Raw genomic sequence first — 17,806 nt, 5'->3', positions numbered from 1 at the left:
ATTATAACCGTAACAAATATGCTACAAATTAGTGTGTTGTGCGACTAGGTTCACATTAATTTACAACGCTATACTTGAAGATTCCTAATTGGGAGTTCAAGAGTAGCCTATTGTTTTCACTTCGCTATTTTTTGTTTGTCTGCGGCTATGTAGCCTTTCTATGCTATTTACTACTTTTTCGAACTAGAGAGGCACATATTTGGAATTTTTGTCAGTGAGTGGGCGTTAAACTGTACAACGGGACACATTTTGCGGCTCACTTTGTCTATTGTTACCTTCTGTACATGCTATGCGAGATGTTTGGTGATGTATTGAAAAGGAACATTTTTGGATAAGGGGTGATAGGCGTAGATACGCCAGTAACGCTCAGCCAGATGCGTGCTGACGTTGATTGAAAACTCACATCACTACGCTCTTGCTTGTCTTAGTCACGGACCTGTACGAAGCCATAGAGATAAAGGTGATAGAATGTGTGGGTAAACAGAAAGTCGATTGAGAGTGTCTTATACCAATCACAGTAAGTAAGTGATCAAAAATAGCGTAGGGAAAAGGCTTGAGAACAAGGCAGAAATTTTCGATAAGTAGTTATTCTACAATCAAAAGTTCTAACGCAGTTATCGGGCGTTTTAGCAAGCTAGGGTGACCAGCTATTTACCACGATGGGTATTACTGCTAGTCGGTGCGATAAACGGCAGATAACAAAAAGCCCCACCGAAGTGAGGCTTCATCACTAAATCTAAAACAAATTAAGCGTTAACGTGATCAACAGCGTCACGAACAAGCTTACCTAGTTCGTCCCACTTACCTTCGTCGATAAGGTTAGTTGGAACCATCCAAGTACCGCCACACGCAAGAACAGAAGGGATCGATAGGTATTCATCTACATTCTTCAAGCTTACGCCGCCAGTAGGCATAAATTTAACAGGGTAAACCGCTGTCAGTGCTTTAAGCATACCAGTGCCGCCAGAAGGCTCAGCAGGGAAGAACTTCAGCGTGCGAAGGCCCATTTCCATTGCTTGCTCAACTAGGCTTGGGTTGTTTACACCCGGTACGATTGCAACACCTTTGTCGATACAGTATTGAACAGTACGAGGGTTAAAACCTGGGCTTACGATGAAATCAACGCCAGCTTCGATAGATGCGTCAACTTGCTCGTTAGTCAGCACAGTACCTGAACCGATTAGCATGTCTGGGAACTCTTTACGCATGATGCGAATCGCTTCGATTGCACATTCTGTGCGTAGCGTGATTTCTGCACATGGCATGCCGTTTTCAACAAGAGCTTTACCTAAAGGGATAGCGTCTTCAGCACGGTTGATCGCGATTACAGGGATTACTTTTAGGTTTGCTAGTTGTTCATTTAATGTAGTCATGAATTCTTTCTCACGTTAAATGTGGGCTTGCTTTCAACTAAGCAAACCCTTGATTAATAGTTAAAGTGCGTAATTATAGAGACAGATCTGGCGTTGCTTCTAGAGGAATGATAGCACCTGGATGCTGAATCACAGTTCCTGCCACAATATGACCTGCCAATGCTGCATCACGTGCATTGCCACCGCTTAAACGCTTAGCTAAGAAGCCTGCGCTGAACGAGTCGCCAGCCGCTGTAGTATCAACAATGTTGTCTACTGGGTTTGGAGCAACGTACTGAGCGCTTTGGCTTTCAACCACTAGGCAGTCTTTCGCGCCGCGCTTAATGATGATCTCTTTCACACCAGACTCAGACGTACGTGCAATACACTGTTCAATGCTTTCGTCGCCGTACAGCTCTTGCTCGTCATCGAACGTCAGTAACGCTGTGTCGGTGTACTTAAGCATTTTCAAGTACCAAGAAATCGCTTCTTGTTGGCTTTCCCAAAGTTTAGGACGGTAGTTATTGTCGAAGAATACTTGGCCGCCTTGAGCTTTGAATTTGTCTAAGAAGTTGAATAGCTGCGTGCGTCCGTTCTCTGTCAAGATAGCAAGCGTAATACCACTTAGGTAAACCGCGTCAAAAGAGAATAGCTTATCAAGTAGAGCAGGCGTGTCTTGTTGATCAAACATGAATTTCGCAGCAGCGTCACTACGCCAGTAATGGAAGCTACGCTCACCAGTTTCATCGGTCTCGATGTAGTAAAGCCCTGGTTGTTTGTGATCAAGCTGAGCAATTAAGCTCGTGTCGATACCTTCTGCTTGCCACTTTTCCAACATGTCGGTACTGAATGGGTCAGTACCTAACGCTGTTACATAGCTTGTTTGGATATCTTGCTCTTTTGTTAAGCGTGACAGGTAAAGTGCTGTATTCAGTGTATCGCCACCAAAACTCTGCTTAAGCCCGTCTTGTTTCTTTTGTAGCTCAACCATGCACTCGCCAATGACCGCGATGTTTAATGATTTCATATGCTTACCTTAGCAACTGAGGTTGCGCTATTAATTATTTTAGGAAATCTTCACGCGCAGGATTGAAGATATCAAGAAGGATGCTGTCTTGCTCTAGAGCAACGGCACCGTGCATCATGTGTTTACGAGCGAAGTAAGCATCGCCTTCTTTAAGTACTTTCTTTTCACCTTCAATCTCAGCTTCGAAGCTGCCACGAACCACGTAACCGATTTGATCGTGAATTTCGTGAGTATGAGGGTGACCAATCGCGCCCTTGTCAAAACATAGGTGTACTGCCATTAGATCGTCAGTGTAAGCAACGATTTTACGCTTAATACCGCCACCAAGTTCTTCCCAAGGGTTTTCATCTAAGATAAAGAAAGAGTTCATTGTGTATCTCCTAATCTGTTTAAATCTTTTAAGTGTTACTTAACTTACATTCATCATAAAGGAATGAGCCTAATTGTAATACAATATATCTAAATTTGTGTGATATTGATCAAGTGATACTTTATATAGCGTAAATAAATCAACAACTTAACAAATGACTGATATTTACCATTAGTCAACCACATCAATGACTTACGGCTAATTATGTGACTCTACTCATCATTTGGCCACGAATAGGTATGATTAAAGCTCATATTGTATTACTTTATATGGAGTTTGAAAATTTAATCAAAGTTTAAGCAGATAAACTCTTTATTGAGGGTGACAAAGAATATGACGACTAAACCAGTATTGTTGACTGAAGCAGAAATCGAGCAGCTTCATCTTGAAGTAGGCCGTTCTAGCTTAATGGGCAAAACCATTGCAGCGAACGCGAAAGACCTAGAAGCATTCATGCGTCTACCTATTGATGTCCCAGGTCATGGTGAAGCTGGGGGTTACGAACACAACCGCCATAAGCAAAATTACACGTATATGAACCTAGCTGGTCGCATGTTCTTGATCACTAAAGAGCAAAAATACGCTGACTTTGTTACAGAATTACTAGAAGAGTACGCTGACAAATATCTAACGTTTGATTACCACGTACAGAAAAACACAAACCCTACAGGTCGTTTGTTCCACCAAATCCTGAACGAACACTGTTGGTTAATGTTCTCAAGCTTAGCTTACTCTTGTGTTGCTTCAACCCTAACACAAGAACAACGTGACAATATTGAGTCTCGCATTTTTGAACCAATGTTAGAAATGTTTACGGTTAAATACGCACACGACTTCGACCGAATTCACAACCACGGCATTTGGGCAGTAGCTGCTGTCGGTATTTGTGGTCTTGCTTTAGGCAAGCGTGAGTACCTTGAAATGTCAGTGTACGGCATTGACCGTAACGACACTGGTGGCTTCCTAGCGCAAGTTTCTCAGCTGTTTGCACCTTCCGGCTACTACATGGAAGGTCCTTACTACCACCGTTACGCAATTCGCCCGACTTGTGTGTTCGCTGAAGTGATCCACAGACACATGCCTGAAGTTGATATCTACAACTACAAAGGCGGCGTGATTGGTAACACAGTACAAGCCATGCTTGCGACGGCTTACCCGAACGGTGAGTTCCCGGCTCTGAATGATGCTTCTCGTACTATGGGTATCACAGACATGGGTGTTCAAGTTGCGGTAAGTGTTTACAGCAAGCACTACTCTTCTGAAAACGGCGTAGACCAAAATATTCTGGGTATGGCTAAGATTCAAGACGCAGTATGGATGCATCCATGTGGTCTTGAGCTGTCTAAAGCTTACGAAGCCGCTTCTGCAGAGAAAGAAATCGGCATGCCTTTCTGGCCAAGTGTTGAATTGAGCGAAGGTCCTCAAGGTCATAACGGCGCGCAAGGATTTATCCGTATGCAGGACAAGAAAGGAGACGTTTCTCAACTTGTTATGAACTACGGCCAACACGGCATGGGTCACGGTAACTTTGATACGCTAGGTATTTCTTTCTTCAACCGCGGTCAAGAAGTGTTGCGTGAATACGGCTTCTGCCGTTGGGTCAACGTTGAGCCTAAATTCGGTGGTCGTTACCTAGACGAAAACAAATCTTACGCTCGTCAAACAATTGCACATAACGCAGTAACGATTGATGAAAAATGTCAGAACAACTTTGACGCAGAGCGCGCGGATTCAGTACACGGCTTACCGCACTTCTTCAAAGTAGAAGACGAGCAAATCAACGGCATGAGCGCATTTGCTAACGATCATTACGAAGGTTTTGACATGCAACGCAGTGTGTTCATGCTAAACCTTGAAGAATTAGAATCTCCGCTACTATTAGATCTTTACCGTTTAGATTCTGAGAAAGGCGGCAAAGGTGAGCATCAATACGACTACTCGCACCAATACCAAGGTCAAATTATTCGCACCAACTTTGAATACCAAGCAAACAAAGAGCTGAATACTCTGGGTGATGACTTCGGTTACCAACACCTATGGAACGTGGCAAGCGGTGAAGTGAAGGGCACTGCACTTGTAAGCTGGCTACAGAACAATGCCTACTACACGTGGCTAGGGGCAACGTCTAACGATAACGCTGAAGTTATCTTTACTCGCACTGGCGCTAACGACCCAAGCTTCAACCTACGTTCAGAGCCTGCGTTCATTTTACGCAGCAAAGGCGAAACAACGCTGTTTGCTTCTGTTGTTGAAACGCACGGTTACTTCAACGAAGAATTCGAGCAATCTGTAAATGCGCGTGGTGTTGTAAAAGACATCAAAGTAGTGGCTCACACGAATATCGGTTCAGTTGTAGAGATCACGACAGAGAAATCAAACGTGACAGTGATGATCAGCAACCAACTTGGCGCGACTGACAGCACTGAACACAAAGTAGAACTGAACGGCAAAGTATACAGCTGGACAGGCTTCTACTCAGTAGAAACAATTTTAAGCCCAGAATTAGAAAGCACAGCAGAGCAGGGGAAATAACAATGAGCTATCAACCACTTTTACTTAACTTTGATGAAGCAGCAGAGCTTCGTAAAGAACTTGGCAAGGATAGCCTTTTAGGTAACGCATTGACTCGCGACATTAAACAAACTGACGCTTACATGGCGGAAGTTGGCATTGAAGTACCAGGTCACGGTGAAGGCGGCGGTTACGAGCACAACCGTCATAAGCAAAACTACATCCATATGGACCTAGCGGGCCGTTTGTTCCTTATCACTGAGGAAACAAAGTACCGTGATTACATCGTTGATATGCTAACTGCTTACGCGACGGTATACCCAACACTTGAAAGCAACGTAAGCCGTGACTCTAACCCTCCGGGTAAGCTGTTTCACCAAACGTTGAACGAGAACATGTGGATGCTTTACGCTTCTTGTGCGTACAGCTGCATCTACCACACTATCTCTGAAGAGCAAAAGCGTCTGATCGAAGACGATCTTCTTAAACAAATGATCGAAATGTTCGTTGTTACTTACGCACATGACTTCGATATCGTACACAACCACGGCTTATGGGCAGTGGCAGCGGTTGGTATCTGTGGTTACGCAATCAACGACCAAGAGTCTGTAGACAAAGCGCTTTACGGCCTGAAACTAGATAAAGTAAGCGGCGGTTTCTTAGCGCAACTTGACCAACTGTTCTCGCCTGACGGCTACTACATGGAAGGTCCTTACTACCACCGTTTCTCTCTACGTCCAATCTACCTGTTCGCAGAAGCGATTGAACGTCGTCAGCCTGAGGTTGGTATCTATGAATTCAACGATTCAGTGATCAAGACAACGTCTTACTCTGTGTTCAAAACGGCATTCCCAGACGGTACATTGCCAGCGCTGAACGATTCATCGAAGACAATCTCTATCAACGATGAAGGCGTTATCATGGCAACGTCTGTGTGTTACCACCGTTACGAGCAGACTGAAACTCTGCTTGGTATGGCTAACCACCAACAAAATGTTTGGGTTCACGCTTCAGGTAAAACATTGTCTGACGCGGTTGATGCAGCAGACGACATCAAACCATTCAACTGGGGTAGCCTGTTTGTAACCGACGGCCCTGAAGGCGAGAAAGGCGGCGTAAGCATCCTTCGTCACCGTGACGAGAAAGACGACGACACCATGGCGTTGATCTGGTTTGGTCAACACGGTTCTGATCACCAATACCACTCTGCTCTAGACCACGGTCACTACGATGGACTGCACCTAAGCGTATTCAACCGTGGCCACGAAGTACTGCACGATTACGGCTTCGGTCGCTGGGTAAACGTTGAGCCTAAGTTTGGCGGTCGTTACATCCCAGAGAACAAGTCTTACTGTAAGCAGACGGTTGCTCACAACACAGTAACGGTTGATCAGAAAACGCAGAACAACTTCAACACAGCATTGGCTGAGTCTAAGTTTGGTCAGAAGCACTTCTTCGTAGCAGACGACCAGTCTCTGCAAGGCATGAGCGGCACAATTTCTGAGTACTACACAGGCGTAGACATGCAACGCAGTGTGATTCTTGCTGAACTTCCTGAGTTCGAGAAGCCACTAGTGATTGATGTATACCGCATCGAAGCTGACGCTGAGCACCAGTACGACCTACCAGTTCACCACTCTGGTCAAATCATCCGTACTGACTTCGATTACAACATGGAAAAAACGCTTAAGCCATTAGGTGAAGACAACGGTTACCAACACTTATGGAACGTGGCTTCAGGCACAGTGAACGAAGAAGGTTCTCTAGTAAGCTGGCTACATGACAGCAGCTACTACAGCCTAGTAACCAGCGCTAATGCGGGCAGCGAAGTGATTTTTGCTCGCACTGGTGCTAACGATCCAGACTTCAACCTAAAGAGTGAGCCTGCGTTCATCTTACGTCAGTCTGGTCAAAACCACGTGTTTGCTTCTGTACTAGAAACGCATGGTTACTTTAACGAGTCTATCGAAGCCTCTGTAGGCGCTCGTGGTCTAGTTAAATCAGTATCTGTTGTGGGCCATAACAGTGTCGGGACTGTTGTTCGCATTCAGACTACTTCTGGCAACACTTACCACTACGGTATTTCAAACCAAGCTGAAGACACGCAGCAAGCAACTCACACTGTTGAGTTCGCAGGTGAGACATACTCGTGGGAAGGATCATTTGCTCAACTGTAAATGATTAACACACATGCCGTTTAACGATGGCTTGTGTTGATGTGGTGCTTTGCGGGAACGAAGCATCACATTGAATTCAGTCGTGATTGCAAAATCGTTCGTTGATACCAACAACGACTGAATACATCGGGAATAAGTCAAACCGAGTAACTCATTGCGAGTTGCTCGGTTTTTTTATATGTGCAGAAAAGGGAACAATGTGACAAAAGAAAGATAATGCACTAAATAATCAAAAACAGTCATTATGATGTCGATGTGTAAGCTACAGTAAATGTTAGGAATGAAATAATTAAGGATAAATCATGAAGTTAATGGAAGGATTGGTGTTAATACTTACAGCTTCTTGTTCTACTTATGCGCTAGCGAATGACACACAAAACTATGCGAATACAGATCAATTCGTGCGCTATCTTTATCAGGACAAAATTAGCTACGGAAAGTTGACGAAAAGTGCAATTTTTCCAATCAATGGTGACATCTTTAGCGAGTACTCCGTTGATAATACCTCAATTCCACTAGAATCGGTTGAGCTGTTGCTTCCGACTGAACCCGAAAAAGTGTTCGCCGTTGGTATGAATTACATGAGCCACGCTGCTTCTCATCCTGATTTACCTCCACCAATGTTCCTAAAATTACCGTCTTCTTTGATTTTATCTGGCGAAAAAATTCATGCGCCTTTTGATGCCCAAAATGTGCATTTTGAAGGTGAACTGGTGGTCGTCATTGGCAAAGAAATTAGTAAAGCAAGTCAAGAACAAGCAGAAGATGCGATTTTCGGCGTGACAGTCGGAAATGACATAACGGAAAGAAGTTGGCAGAACAGTGATTTACAGTGGTTGAGAGCTAAGGCTTCGGATGGGTTTGGACCAATCGGGCATACTATTGTGAAAGGCATTGATTATAATAATGTTCAACTTACAACACGTGTGAATGGGAATGTCGTTCAGAAAGAAAACACCTCTTTTATGATCCATAGCCCGCGTAAAGTAGTCAGTTACTTAAGTCATTACTTTACTCTTAAACCCGGGGATCTTGTTTTCATGGGGACGCCAGGAAAAACACATGCGTTGTCAGACAAAGATCAAGTGAGTGTCACGATTGAAGGGGTAGGGACGGTCGTTAATGAAATTCGGTTCTAAGCGTGAGTTAGCCTGTAACGGCTTAACAAACGAAAAGCCTACCCAGTGAGTAGGCTTTGATCTTATTGACTAGCTAACCAACTAGTTAACGTTGCTTTTATTATTTAGATTAAGGCTTTACGTGCTTTGGCTGCCAACCACTCCGAGAAAATAACTGTCACGAGAATCGCACAGAAAATCACAGTCACTTGAGGCCATGCAAGCATTGCCATAGACTCTTGCAGTTTTAAGCCGATACCGCCAGCACCCACTAAGCCTAAAACTGTAGACTCACGAATATTGATATCCCAACGGAATAAGCTCGTGCCGATGAAACTTGGCATTACTTGCGGAAGAATGCCGTAGTTCAACACTTGCAGCGGAGATGCCCCCGTCGATTGAATCGCCGACATCTGTGTTACGTTCACTTCTTCAATAGCCTCATACATTAACTTTGCCACGAAACCAATCGAACGTAGCGCTATCGCAATGATACCGGCCAACAAACCTGGGCCAATGATTGCTACCAACAACAACGCCCAGATTAAAGAGTTGATTGAACGACTTGCCGCGATGATGAACAGCGCAATAGGTCTGATAAACGTTGTGCTGGGCGTTGTGTTTCGTGCAGCTAAGAACGCAACCGGAAAAGCGAGTACTATCCCCAACAAAGTTCCAAGTGTCGCGATGTTAATCGTGTCCCACAACGGGCTCCAAAGTGACTCCAAGTAGCTCCATCTTGGTGGCCACATACGTGACGAGATGTCAGCAAGTTGGTTGGGTGAATCAGTCACAAAGTACCAAATCGTGTCTTTGTTCATGATTTGCCATGCAAAAACCGTTAGGGCAACAAAGCAAAGCCAACCAAGCCAGAGCATTAGGCTCTGTTTACTGTCGTAACGCTGCCATTGGGTACGATTCATAGAGCTTGTAGAGGTGTCATTTAGCGTGCTCATTCGTCGTTCCTTACTGTACATGTTTGCGGATGATGGTTGATAGGTATTCACACATCATCACGATCACGATAATAATCAATAGAATAGCGGCTGCTGCGCTGTATTCGTAACGGTCCATAGCTGTATTCAATGTTGCGCCGATACCACCTGCGCCAACAATGCCAATCACAGCAGACTCACGAAAGTTGATGTCGAGTCGGTACATCGAAAGCCCGATAAAGCGTGGCATCACCTGTGCTTGAATTGCGTAGTTCACCTGTTGTAACCAGCTTGCGCCCGTTGCACGCATTGCGGTGAGTGGTGCTGGGTCAATAGCTTCAATCTCATCGGCAAACAGTTTTGCGAGAAAGCCGATGGTCGCGAAGGTGAGCGTGACAAAACCAGCAAACGTACCAAAGCCAAACAGAGCCACACACAGAATCGCTACGATGATCTCTTGTAAACTACGCGCGATAGAAATAAACGCACGACAGAATAGGTAAACGGGAGTTGGGGCTAGGTTTTTGGCCGCGCCTAACCCAAATGGGATTGAAAGAATGACACCTGCCACGGTTGATGTGAGCGTCATGGTTAAGCTCTCAATCAAACCTTGTGAGATGTTGTTCCAACGGCCACCAAAATCAGGGTTCATGAAAGCCAAAATGAACTGCCAGCCGCGTTCGCTGCCTTCGTAAATTCGAGTCCAGTTTATATGCACCGACTGGGTTGCAAGGTATAAGTACACCGCAACAATGATGATCAAACTCCAACGCAGCCATGGGTTGGAAATCAGTGGCGGCTTGGTCCATTGTTTTGGATATGACTGAATCATACTGTTGCCTCTGACAAGCGAGGATTCGTGATGTTCAGGTCATCTTCCTCTTCTTCTACCTGTTGACTCCAATCTTCTTCACCGTAAATCTGTGTCAATACATCTTCAGTGAGCAGAGTTGGTTTGTCATCAAATACAACACAGCCTGCATTTAGGCCGACAACGCGGTCAACAAACTGTTTTGCTAACTGAACGTCGTGAATATTGATGATGGCTGGGAGCTGTTGCTCTGAACAAATCTCGCTGATCAATCGCATGATCTGGCGAGCAGTACGTGGGTCGAGTGCGGCCGTTGGCTCATCAATCAACAGCAATTTCGGCTTTTGAGCGAGTGCGCGAGCTATACCTACACGTTGGCGCTGACCGCCCGACAGAGCATCGGCTCTTTTATTGGCGTGTTCCAATAATCCAACGCGGTCTAGTAGGCCATAAGCGGCTTGGATATCTGATTCTGGGAAGCGGCGAGTAAAGCTTTGCCAGAAATTCACGTACCCTAAACGGCCTGAAAGTACGTTTTCCATAACCGTCAAACGTTCAATCAGTGCGTACTCTTGGAAGATCATCCCAATCTCACGGCGTGATTGCCTAAGTTGTCTCTTAGAAAGCGTTTCGAGGTTGGTATTGGAAAAGATAACTTCGCCGCTAGTGGGCTCAGTAAGTCGGTTAATACAACGAATAAGCGTTGATTTACCCGCACCAGATGGGCCAATTAATCCAACAACTTCGCCAGCATTTACTGATAAGCTGACGTTAGTTAGGGCTTTGTCAGAACTTGAATAGTGCTTGGTAAGCCCTTTAAGGGTAAGAGTCGACATAAAATTCCTATAAGGACGGTGTACTAAGAGTTCGCCAGAGGCAGACGAGGAGAGCAAACCGGAAAGAGTGGTGAATAACTGCAGGCACGTATTCCTGCAGTTAGTTTAATCAGTGTGTGATTGGCTTTTTAGTTCGTTTGAACTTAGCTACACGTGTAAGACACTTTGTTTGCTGTATCGATAGTACGAATTACTTCCCAGTGCTCTTGGTAAGTGATTGGAACAAATTTCGCTTCGCCGTTACGCTCGAACTCTTCTTGAAGCTTTGTGCCTTCCCAGTCGAAAGTGAAGAAGGCTTTTTGAATCTTCTCTTGCAACTCTGGCGTCAGGTTGTGTGCAGTACCGTAAGCTGTTGTTGGGAAGGTTTGAGATTTGTAGATGCTCTTGATTTGACCTTCTTTCACAACTTCGCGTGAAAGCATACGGTTCAATACTGAGTTAGCGACGGCTGCTGCGTCGTAATCTTTGTGCGCCACACCTAAAATAGAGTTATCGTGTGCGCCAGAGAATGCAGGTTTAAAATCTCGGTCAGGTTGAAGTTGGTATTCAGCATCCAGAATTGCAGAAGGTGCTTTGAAGCCAGAGTTAGACGTTTGTGATGTGAACGCTAGGTTTTTATCTTTTAAGTCTTCTACTTTCTCAATACCAGAACCAGGGTAAGTGATGATTTCCATTTCGTAACCGAAAGAACCATCTTCTGCAGCCATCATTGTGAATGGGGCAAAGCCTGCACAGTTAACCGCTAGTGGTGTCGAACCTGTGTTGAAACCTGCAATATGTAGACGACCTGAACGCATTGCTTCAATTTGAGCAGCGTTATTTTGAACAGGAAAGAAACGAACCGTCTTTTCTGTGGTTTTTTCAAGGTGGCTCAAAAACTCGCTCCACACATCAGCGTATACTGCAGGATCTTCAACTGGCGTATAAGCGAAAATTAGCGTGTTTGGGTCAACCCATTGTGATTGATCTTGAGGAACATCGGCGACTAAGTTACCAGAGCGATCTTCGTATCGTGTATCCATTGCTAATGCAGAACCAGAAAAAATCAGCGCAGTAGTAATAGCGCTCTTAAGCGTGAGATTTGTTTTTGTCGGTTTCATTATTTCAGTCCAATTGAGTTATCTGTTGGGAAGGGAGTATAGGAATCGACGATGACAGAACCGCTGCTTTTTGATGACGGATTTATGAATGATGTAACATAATATTTCTGGTTGGATGGGAGTGTATGTTTTCTAAGTCTTTGATTAATCTGTTAAATTAACAGGCTGTTCTTCGCTTTTATTTTACTCAATTGGCTGTAGGTTGAAATACTGTTATAGTCATCATTAAATAATACATAAACATAACATATAAAATAAGTGAACTTATGGTTAGCACTTTTAATTCAATTTCGGGCTCGAAGCGTAGCCTACACGTGCAAGTCGCACGTGAAATCGCTCGTGGAATCTTGTCTGGTGAACTGCCACAAGGTTCTATTATTCCTGGTGAAATGGCGTTGTGTGAACAGTTTGGTATCAGCCGAACGGCACTACGTGAAGCAGTCAAACTACTGACTTCTAAAGGTCTGTTAGAGTCCCGCCCGAAAATCGGCACTCGTGTGGTAGACCGCGCATACTGGAACTTTCTTGATCCTCAACTGATTGAATGGATGGATGGTCTAACCGACATAGATCAATTCTGTTCTCAGTTTTTAGGCCTTCGTCGTGCGATTGAGCCAGAAGCGTGTGCATTAGCCGCAAAATTTGCGACTGCTGAGCAACGTATCGAGCTTTCAGAGATTTTCCAGAAGATGGTTGAAGTGGACGATGCAGAAGTGTTTGACCAAGAACGTTGGACAGACATCGATACTCGTTTCCACAGCTTGATCTTTAATGCGACAGGTAACGATTTCTACCTGCCATTTGGCAATATTCTGACTACCATGTTTGTTAACTTTATTGTGCACTCTTCTGAAGAGGGCAGTACATGTATCAATGAACACCGAAGGATTTATGAAGCGATTATGGCAGGTGACAGTGAAAAAGCACGTACAATGTCGGCTGCTCATTTGCAAGACGCCAACCACCGTCTGGTGACGGCGTAATAGGAATGAATAGAGCGTGTATGAGTAATTTCATATTGAGATGAACAGTATCACGCTCGGATAAACGACTTAAAAGGGTATGCCAAGTGCATGCCCTTTTTATTGTCTGTTTTTACAGAAATTGATTGTTTATTGTGTACTAAAAAGCCAGAGACGTAGGCCTCTGGCTTTGGTGTTTTCATGTTATTGGTTATTGGTTATTGGTTATTGGTTATTGGTTATTGGTTATAAGTCACAAGCTAAATGCGATGTGTTAACCGTTACCCATTGAACAAACAGTCAACTATGGATATTGCTCAGTTTCCTTTTGTTTCTGCTTTTTCTTCATTTTCAACGTTGAATAAACAGAAAATACAGCTAGCAAGATAAACGCGAGTGCAATAGGGCGCTCATAAAGGAAAGACCAACTGCCATCGTACATCAACAGCGATTTCCTCAGGTTTGTTTCTGCCATTGGCCCTAAGATGATCGCAAGCAGAATTGGCGAAGACGGAATATCCAGTTTAGTTAAGATAAAGCCAAGTAGACCGAAACCGATTGCAATACCCACATCAAACATCGAGTTATTAATTGCGTAAGCGCCAACAATTGAAAGGAAGACAATGATTGGAATCATGATGATCTTCGGTACTTCAATGATGCGGCAGAAGAAACGAATTCCCAGTAAACCAATCACTAGCATCACAAGGTTAGCAACCAACATCGAACTGAATACGCCATAAACCACTTCCGGGTTTTGGGCAAACAGCAGAGGCCCTGGTGTTAAACCTTGAACAATGAGTGCGCCTAAAAGAACCGCTGCTACAGCATCCCCAGGAACGCCTAGTGTTAACAATGGAACTAATGAACCACCCGTTACACCGTTGTTTCCTGATTCCGCTGCTGCTAGACCTCGAACTGATCCTTTACCAAATTCTTCTGGGTTTTTCGATGAACGTTTTGCTTCGTTGTAACAAACGAATGCCGAAATATCAGCACCAGCACCCGGTACAGAACCGATGGTGGTTCCCATCAAACCACTTTTTACAGCCGTTGGTAGCATTTCTTTGAGGTCACTTTTACTCAATAGTTTGTGGTCAAATTTCGGTGCAACGACTTTTTTCTCAGAGAACAGCTTCTCTAGTTGGTTTAATGCCTCAGACAGAGCGAATAAACCAATCAACACAGGGATGACATTGATTCCGCTGTAAAGATCCATGATGTCAAAAGTAAATCTTGGCACACTGCTGATTGGGTCGAGTCCTACAGTTGAAACCAATAATCCAATGGTTCCCGCAAGTAATCCTTTAAAAATGTTGTTTGAAGAAACACTCGCAATAATCGTTAAACCAAACAGAGCGAGCGCAAAATATTCTGGCGCATTAAAACGCAGTGCAAAGGTCGCTAATTTAGGCGCAATCGCGATGAGGACGATAGTACTTAATAGCCCGCCAATAAATGATGCAACAGCAGAAATACTTAATGCTCTTGCTGCTTGTCCTCTAACTGCCATCGTGTGACCGTCGAGTACACTTGCTGCAGAAGCTGGTGTTCCCGGGGTTTTAAGCAAAATTGCGGCAATTGAGCCACCGTAAATCCCACCAATGTATACACCAATTAACATCACAAGAGCTGAAGTCGGTTCCATACCAAAGGTAAATGGAAGGAGAATCGCCACGCCCATTGTCGCTGTAAGGCCGGGTAGTGCGCCTAAAATAACGCCTCCCAGTACGCCAAAAACAAGGACAGGAAGCACTGCAAAGCTAACTGCAGTTGCGAGACCATCGATTAGATATTCAAACATATTACCTCCTATGACCACGTTGCTTCAGGAAGCGCGATGTAGAACACCTCGCCAAATAGATAGTAAACCGCGAAAACAAAGACAACGGCGACAACGTAATAGATTGGCTTCTTCACTTTGAAGTAAACGAGGTAAAACATAAATGCAATCAAACTCGCGTAAAGGTAGCCAACCACACTGATGAGTAATGCGTAGCCAATAAGAAAAGCAACGCCGAAAATCGACATCTTGCTTATCATCGCTTCTTGTTGTTCTGAGGCACCTTTTAATTTGTGTTGAATGATGAGAACTATACAGATAGCAATTTGGGCAATCACAATCATCATCGGGAAGAATTTTGCATCGACACTTGCATCTTGGTACATCGGACGATCAAATTGAGTGATCAGCGCGAGAGCGATTGCGCTAAGGATAATGATGATAGAAGGGAAAACGACGTTTCGGTTTAAGTTAGAGTGAGCGTTAGACATGGAGTTTACCCCTAAAAAGTAAAGCAAGGGAAAGGTACAAACTAATAGCAGAGGCACAACGGATAAAAGCTGTGCCTCTGAACAAAGGTTATTGAATTAATTGAGTCAATGATTTTGTATCTTCTGCGACAAATTCAGTGAAGGCTTTGTCATCAAGGTTGTGAATCGTCATAGCACCTTTCTCCATGAAAGATTTGAACTCTTCACTTGCCATTGCTTCATCAAATGCAGCCCCCAGCTTCTCGATTACTGCATCAGGTGTATCTTTTGGAGCGCCAATACCGCGCCATGTACCTGTTACTACATCAATGCCTTGCTCTTTCAAAGTCGGGACATCTGGAATGTATTGAATACGCTCTTCAGACATGACACCTAATGCTTTTAGTTGGCCTGAACGAAGCTGAGCGATAGCTTCACCAGGAGTAACCATAGTGACGTCTGTGTGATGGCCTAATACAGCAGGAATTGCTTCTGATGCACCGTTGTAAGGGATAGCGTTTAGTTTGATGCCTTGATCTTTTTCAAGAGACATTAGGTAGAAGTTTGGCGCAGCGGTTGAAGCGAATTTTACGCTGCCTGGTTTTTCTTTGGCTTCCTTAATCAGGTCGTTAATCGTGTTGTATGGGCTATCAGCTGCAACCAATACGACCGCAGGATCTAAGTTAACTAGACGAATGAGTCTAAAGTCATCAGCGGTATGACGCATTAAACCCATTTGAGGAAGTGAAGCAATTTCACGTGTTACCACTGTTAACGTGTAACCATCAGCACGCTGCTGAGCACCAAAGCTCATACCAACGGCGCCAGCACCACCCGTACGGTTCATGATTGAAATGTTTTGTCCTAAAATGTCTTTCGCACTATTTGCAAGGGTACGGCCAACAGCATCGGTACCGCCGCCCGCGCCAAATGGGACAACTAAGCGAATATTCTTGCTCGGGTAGTCAGCTGCAATCGACGTTGCAGAAACAAGTATACCGGCTGCCAGCATGATGGATTTCAATAATTTACTCATAGTAAGTTCCTTCTGTTTCTAATTATTAGCGATATGTTTTTGTAGGGTTTTCTGCTTTTTCTGTTTGGTACTCGTGCATTGCTAGCTGTTCAATAGCTACTGCTATCCAGCCACTTATCAGCATGTCATACCATTGTTGTACGCCACTGCAGGCAACAACCACATTTCCGTAAACAAACGAACCATAAAACAGTAAGTCTTCGTCACGTAGTGAAGATGGGTGTTGGGAATGCAGTGTTAGATTGCTTGTCGATTCTCGCCACGCTTGTTGTGCTTTCTTACGGGCAAGGTGATCAAATTTGATTGTCCAGTTATCAGGATCTCCTAACGATTCCTCATATAGAATGGCGTCTTCAAAAGAGGATTCCCAAGGCTTAAGGTGTGGATTCATAACGACAATATGCAGTTCTTTTCGATTTGTTCTTTCAAACAGCTTGTCGATAGCGGGTTTTACGATGTCGATCGCGTCTTGAGTGATATCTTTCATTGAGCGCATGCCGCATGTCCTTACGTTTGGTAGATAAATATAGAATATTGTATGACAATAATTCTTCAATTAACGAAAGCTTGGAAGTGGGGAGCGGTCACAAGTGAAAGTCTTCTAACAAGACTTCGATCTTGTTTTAACCATATTATGTCGGAAATAGTGTGATTCTGGTCTTTTTATGAACTGGGTATGAATGGATACAGATCCGGATCCAGTTTTATTTTAGCTTGATAATAGAACGCCCTAAAAAATACGGGATAAATACGCACATGTCAGCGGCTCTCCTACAAGACGCTAACGACCGTTTAGCAACTGCAAGCTAAACGCGGTTTTGAACTTTCATGTGAACTAAGTAAACGTCCCGATGAACTATTTATAGGTTCATCAAAACCAGTTAAACAGGTATGCCAAGTGCGTGATTTTTTGTTTTTGGGAAGCGTGTTGCACCATGTATAGCACTGTTTTGGTTCATTCCCGATTAACTCTTTCTTAAGTCAATTCTTCCTTGTATACGTCTAGCGGTAGTTCTTTACCATCGCAATTAAAAGAATATTGCGCCCGAGATACGTGTCTTAGACACTTGAGCTCCCTAAAAAATAATGATGCATCATTTATGATTTTTCATTTTTTGTATTTTGAATTCATCATTATCTCAACAAGATATGCCGCTTCTATATTGATTAATTTACGTAGAATTCTAATGAAATTATTCGCTCTCAATTGATAGGAAATACTGGTTTATTGTGTGATAAATGAGGGTGATTCAGTTCTAATTTGGCTTTTATTATTTTTGAGAATTTTATATTTATATGTGTTTGGTTGTATTTGTTA

General features: G+C 43.9%; 15 protein-coding genes. 4 read left to right on the top strand and 11 right to left on the bottom strand.

Going from position 1 to position 17,806, the window contains the following annotated elements; translation table 11 throughout:
* Nucleotides 1-746 precede the first annotated feature (746 nt).
* The 3 genes from ITG09_09585 to ITG09_09575 form a co-directional block, all read right to left on the bottom strand.
* Nucleotides 747-1,373: a bifunctional 4-hydroxy-2-oxoglutarate aldolase/2-dehydro-3-deoxy-phosphogluconate aldolase gene (locus ITG09_09585; GenBank protein UPR50968.1), complete on the bottom strand. Its 627-nt coding sequence runs from the start codon at nucleotides 1,371-1,373 to the stop codon at nucleotides 747-749.
* Between the two features lie 73 nt (nucleotides 1,374-1,446).
* Entirely contained in the window at nucleotides 1,447-2,379 is a 933-nt protein-coding gene (locus tag ITG09_09580) for a sugar kinase (protein UPR50967.1), read from the bottom strand.
* A gap of 34 nt (nucleotides 2,380-2,413) precedes the next feature.
* Complete coding sequence (locus ITG09_09575; GenBank protein UPR50966.1) at nucleotides 2,414-2,749, bottom strand: cupin domain-containing protein; 336 nt, start codon at nucleotides 2,747-2,749, stop codon at nucleotides 2,414-2,416.
* Nucleotides 2,750-3,082: 333 nt separating this feature from the next.
* Between ITG09_09575 and ITG09_09570 the strand changes: the two genes are divergently transcribed.
* The 3 genes from ITG09_09570 (at nucleotide 3,083) to ITG09_09560 (ending at nucleotide 8,576) form a co-directional block, all read left to right on the top strand.
* Nucleotides 3,083-5,281 carry a heparinase II/III family protein gene (locus tag ITG09_09570; protein ID UPR50965.1) on the top strand — a complete coding sequence of 733 codons (2,199 nt, stop codon included), beginning with the start codon at nucleotides 3,083-3,085 and terminating at the stop codon, nucleotides 5,279-5,281.
* Between the two features lie 2 nt (nucleotides 5,282-5,283).
* Complete coding sequence (locus ITG09_09565) at nucleotides 5,284-7,437, top strand: heparinase II/III family protein (GenBank protein UPR50964.1); 2,154 nt, start codon at nucleotides 5,284-5,286, stop codon at nucleotides 7,435-7,437.
* A 302-nt stretch (nucleotides 7,438-7,739) separates the two neighbouring features.
* Nucleotides 7,740-8,576: a fumarylacetoacetate hydrolase family protein gene (locus ITG09_09560; protein UPR50963.1), complete on the top strand. Its 837-nt coding sequence runs from the start codon at nucleotides 7,740-7,742 to the stop codon at nucleotides 8,574-8,576.
* A gap of 104 nt (nucleotides 8,577-8,680) precedes the next feature.
* On the opposite strand, the gene phnE (ITG09_09555) is transcribed toward ITG09_09560, so the two are convergent.
* The 4 genes from phnE (ITG09_09555) to phnD all read right to left on the bottom strand — a co-directional run bounded on the left by phnE (ITG09_09555) (nucleotide 8,681) and on the right by phnD (nucleotide 12,237).
* Complete coding sequence (gene phnE, locus ITG09_09555) at nucleotides 8,681-9,511, bottom strand: phosphonate ABC transporter, permease protein PhnE (protein ID UPR50962.1); 831 nt, start codon at nucleotides 9,509-9,511, stop codon at nucleotides 8,681-8,683.
* Nucleotides 9,512-9,521: 10 nt separating this feature from the next.
* A complete protein-coding gene (gene phnE / locus ITG09_09550; GenBank protein UPR50961.1) occupies nucleotides 9,522-10,322 on the bottom strand; it encodes a phosphonate ABC transporter, permease protein PhnE in 801 nt (266 codons plus the stop codon).
* Nucleotides 10,319-11,137 carry a phosphonate ABC transporter ATP-binding protein gene (gene phnC / locus ITG09_09545; protein ID UPR50960.1) on the bottom strand — a complete coding sequence of 273 codons (819 nt, stop codon included), beginning with the start codon at nucleotides 11,135-11,137 and terminating at the stop codon, nucleotides 10,319-10,321. The genes phnE (ITG09_09550) and phnC overlap by 4 nt, the downstream gene beginning before the upstream one ends.
* A 143-nt stretch (nucleotides 11,138-11,280) precedes the next feature.
* Complete coding sequence (gene phnD / locus ITG09_09540) at nucleotides 11,281-12,237, bottom strand: phosphate/phosphite/phosphonate ABC transporter substrate-binding protein (protein ID UPR50959.1); 957 nt, start codon at nucleotides 12,235-12,237, stop codon at nucleotides 11,281-11,283.
* A 266-nt stretch (nucleotides 12,238-12,503) separates the two neighbouring features.
* On the opposite strand from phnD, the gene ITG09_09535 reads away from it, so the two are divergent.
* Nucleotides 12,504-13,220, top strand: coding sequence for a FadR family transcriptional regulator (locus ITG09_09535; protein ID UPR50958.1), 717 nt, complete (start codon nucleotides 12,504-12,506; stop codon nucleotides 13,218-13,220).
* Nucleotides 13,221-13,503: 283 nt separating this feature from the next.
* On the opposite strand, the gene ITG09_09530 is transcribed toward ITG09_09535, so the two are convergent.
* The 4 genes from ITG09_09530 to ITG09_09515 form a co-directional block, all read right to left on the bottom strand.
* Nucleotides 13,504-15,003, bottom strand: a complete 1,500-nt coding sequence (locus ITG09_09530; protein ID UPR50957.1) for a tripartite tricarboxylate transporter permease — start codon at nucleotides 15,001-15,003, stop codon at nucleotides 13,504-13,506.
* Nucleotides 15,004-15,011: 8 nt separating this feature from the next.
* A complete protein-coding gene (locus tag ITG09_09525) occupies nucleotides 15,012-15,473 on the bottom strand; it encodes a tripartite tricarboxylate transporter TctB family protein (protein UPR50956.1) in 462 nt (153 codons plus the stop codon).
* Nucleotides 15,474-15,561: 88 nt separating this feature from the next.
* On the bottom strand, nucleotides 15,562-16,488 hold the full coding sequence (locus ITG09_09520) for a tripartite tricarboxylate transporter substrate binding protein (protein ID UPR50955.1): 927 nt from the start codon (nucleotides 16,486-16,488) through the stop codon (nucleotides 15,562-15,564).
* A gap of 25 nt (nucleotides 16,489-16,513) precedes the next feature.
* Nucleotides 16,514-16,984, bottom strand: coding sequence for a hypothetical protein (locus ITG09_09515; GenBank protein ID UPR50954.1), 471 nt, complete (start codon nucleotides 16,982-16,984; stop codon nucleotides 16,514-16,516).
* Nucleotides 16,985-17,806 lie beyond the last annotated feature (822 nt).

Source organism: Vibrio cyclitrophicus (assembly GCA_023206055.1).
Taxonomy (GTDB): Bacteria; Pseudomonadota; Gammaproteobacteria; order Enterobacterales; family Vibrionaceae; genus Vibrio; species Vibrio cyclitrophicus_A.
The sequence above is the reverse complement of the archived record's forward strand: the minus strand, read 5'-3'. Positions and strand labels throughout refer to the sequence as shown.

What these genes read in the sequence shown, in the direction of transcription:
- ITG09_09585 (UPR50968.1), bottom strand. Translation starts at nt 1,373, where the DNA reads ATGACTACATTAAATGAACAACTAGCAAACCTAAAAGTAATCCCTGTA.
- ITG09_09580 (UPR50967.1), bottom strand. Translation starts at nt 2,379, where the DNA reads ATGAAATCATTAAACATCGCGGTCATTGGCGAGTGCATGGTTGAGCTA.
- ITG09_09575 (UPR50966.1), bottom strand. Translation starts at nt 2,749, where the DNA reads ATGAACTCTTTCTTTATCTTAGATGAAAACCCTTGGGAAGAACTTGGT.
- ITG09_09570 (UPR50965.1), top strand. Translation starts at nt 3,083, where the DNA reads ATGACGACTAAACCAGTATTGTTGACTGAAGCAGAAATCGAGCAGCTT.
- ITG09_09565 (UPR50964.1), top strand. Translation starts at nt 5,284, where the DNA reads ATGAGCTATCAACCACTTTTACTTAACTTTGATGAAGCAGCAGAGCTT.
- ITG09_09560 (UPR50963.1), top strand. Translation starts at nt 7,740, where the DNA reads ATGAAGTTAATGGAAGGATTGGTGTTAATACTTACAGCTTCTTGTTCT.
- phnE (UPR50962.1), bottom strand. Translation starts at nt 9,511, where the DNA reads ATGAGCACGCTAAATGACACCTCTACAAGCTCTATGAATCGTACCCAA.
- phnE (UPR50961.1), bottom strand. Translation starts at nt 10,322, where the DNA reads ATGATTCAGTCATATCCAAAACAATGGACCAAGCCGCCACTGATTTCC.
- phnC (UPR50960.1), bottom strand. Translation starts at nt 11,137, where the DNA reads ATGTCGACTCTTACCCTTAAAGGGCTTACCAAGCACTATTCAAGTTCT.
- phnD (UPR50959.1), bottom strand. Translation starts at nt 12,237, where the DNA reads ATGAAACCGACAAAAACAAATCTCACGCTTAAGAGCGCTATTACTACT.
- ITG09_09535 (UPR50958.1), top strand. Translation starts at nt 12,504, where the DNA reads ATGGTTAGCACTTTTAATTCAATTTCGGGCTCGAAGCGTAGCCTACAC.
- ITG09_09530 (UPR50957.1), bottom strand. Translation starts at nt 15,003, where the DNA reads ATGTTTGAATATCTAATCGATGGTCTCGCAACTGCAGTTAGCTTTGCA.
- ITG09_09525 (UPR50956.1), bottom strand. Translation starts at nt 15,473, where the DNA reads ATGTCTAACGCTCACTCTAACTTAAACCGAAACGTCGTTTTCCCTTCT.
- ITG09_09520 (UPR50955.1), bottom strand. Translation starts at nt 16,488, where the DNA reads ATGAGTAAATTATTGAAATCCATCATGCTGGCAGCCGGTATACTTGTT.
- ITG09_09515 (UPR50954.1), bottom strand. Translation starts at nt 16,984, where the DNA reads ATGCGCTCAATGAAAGATATCACTCAAGACGCGATCGACATCGTAAAA.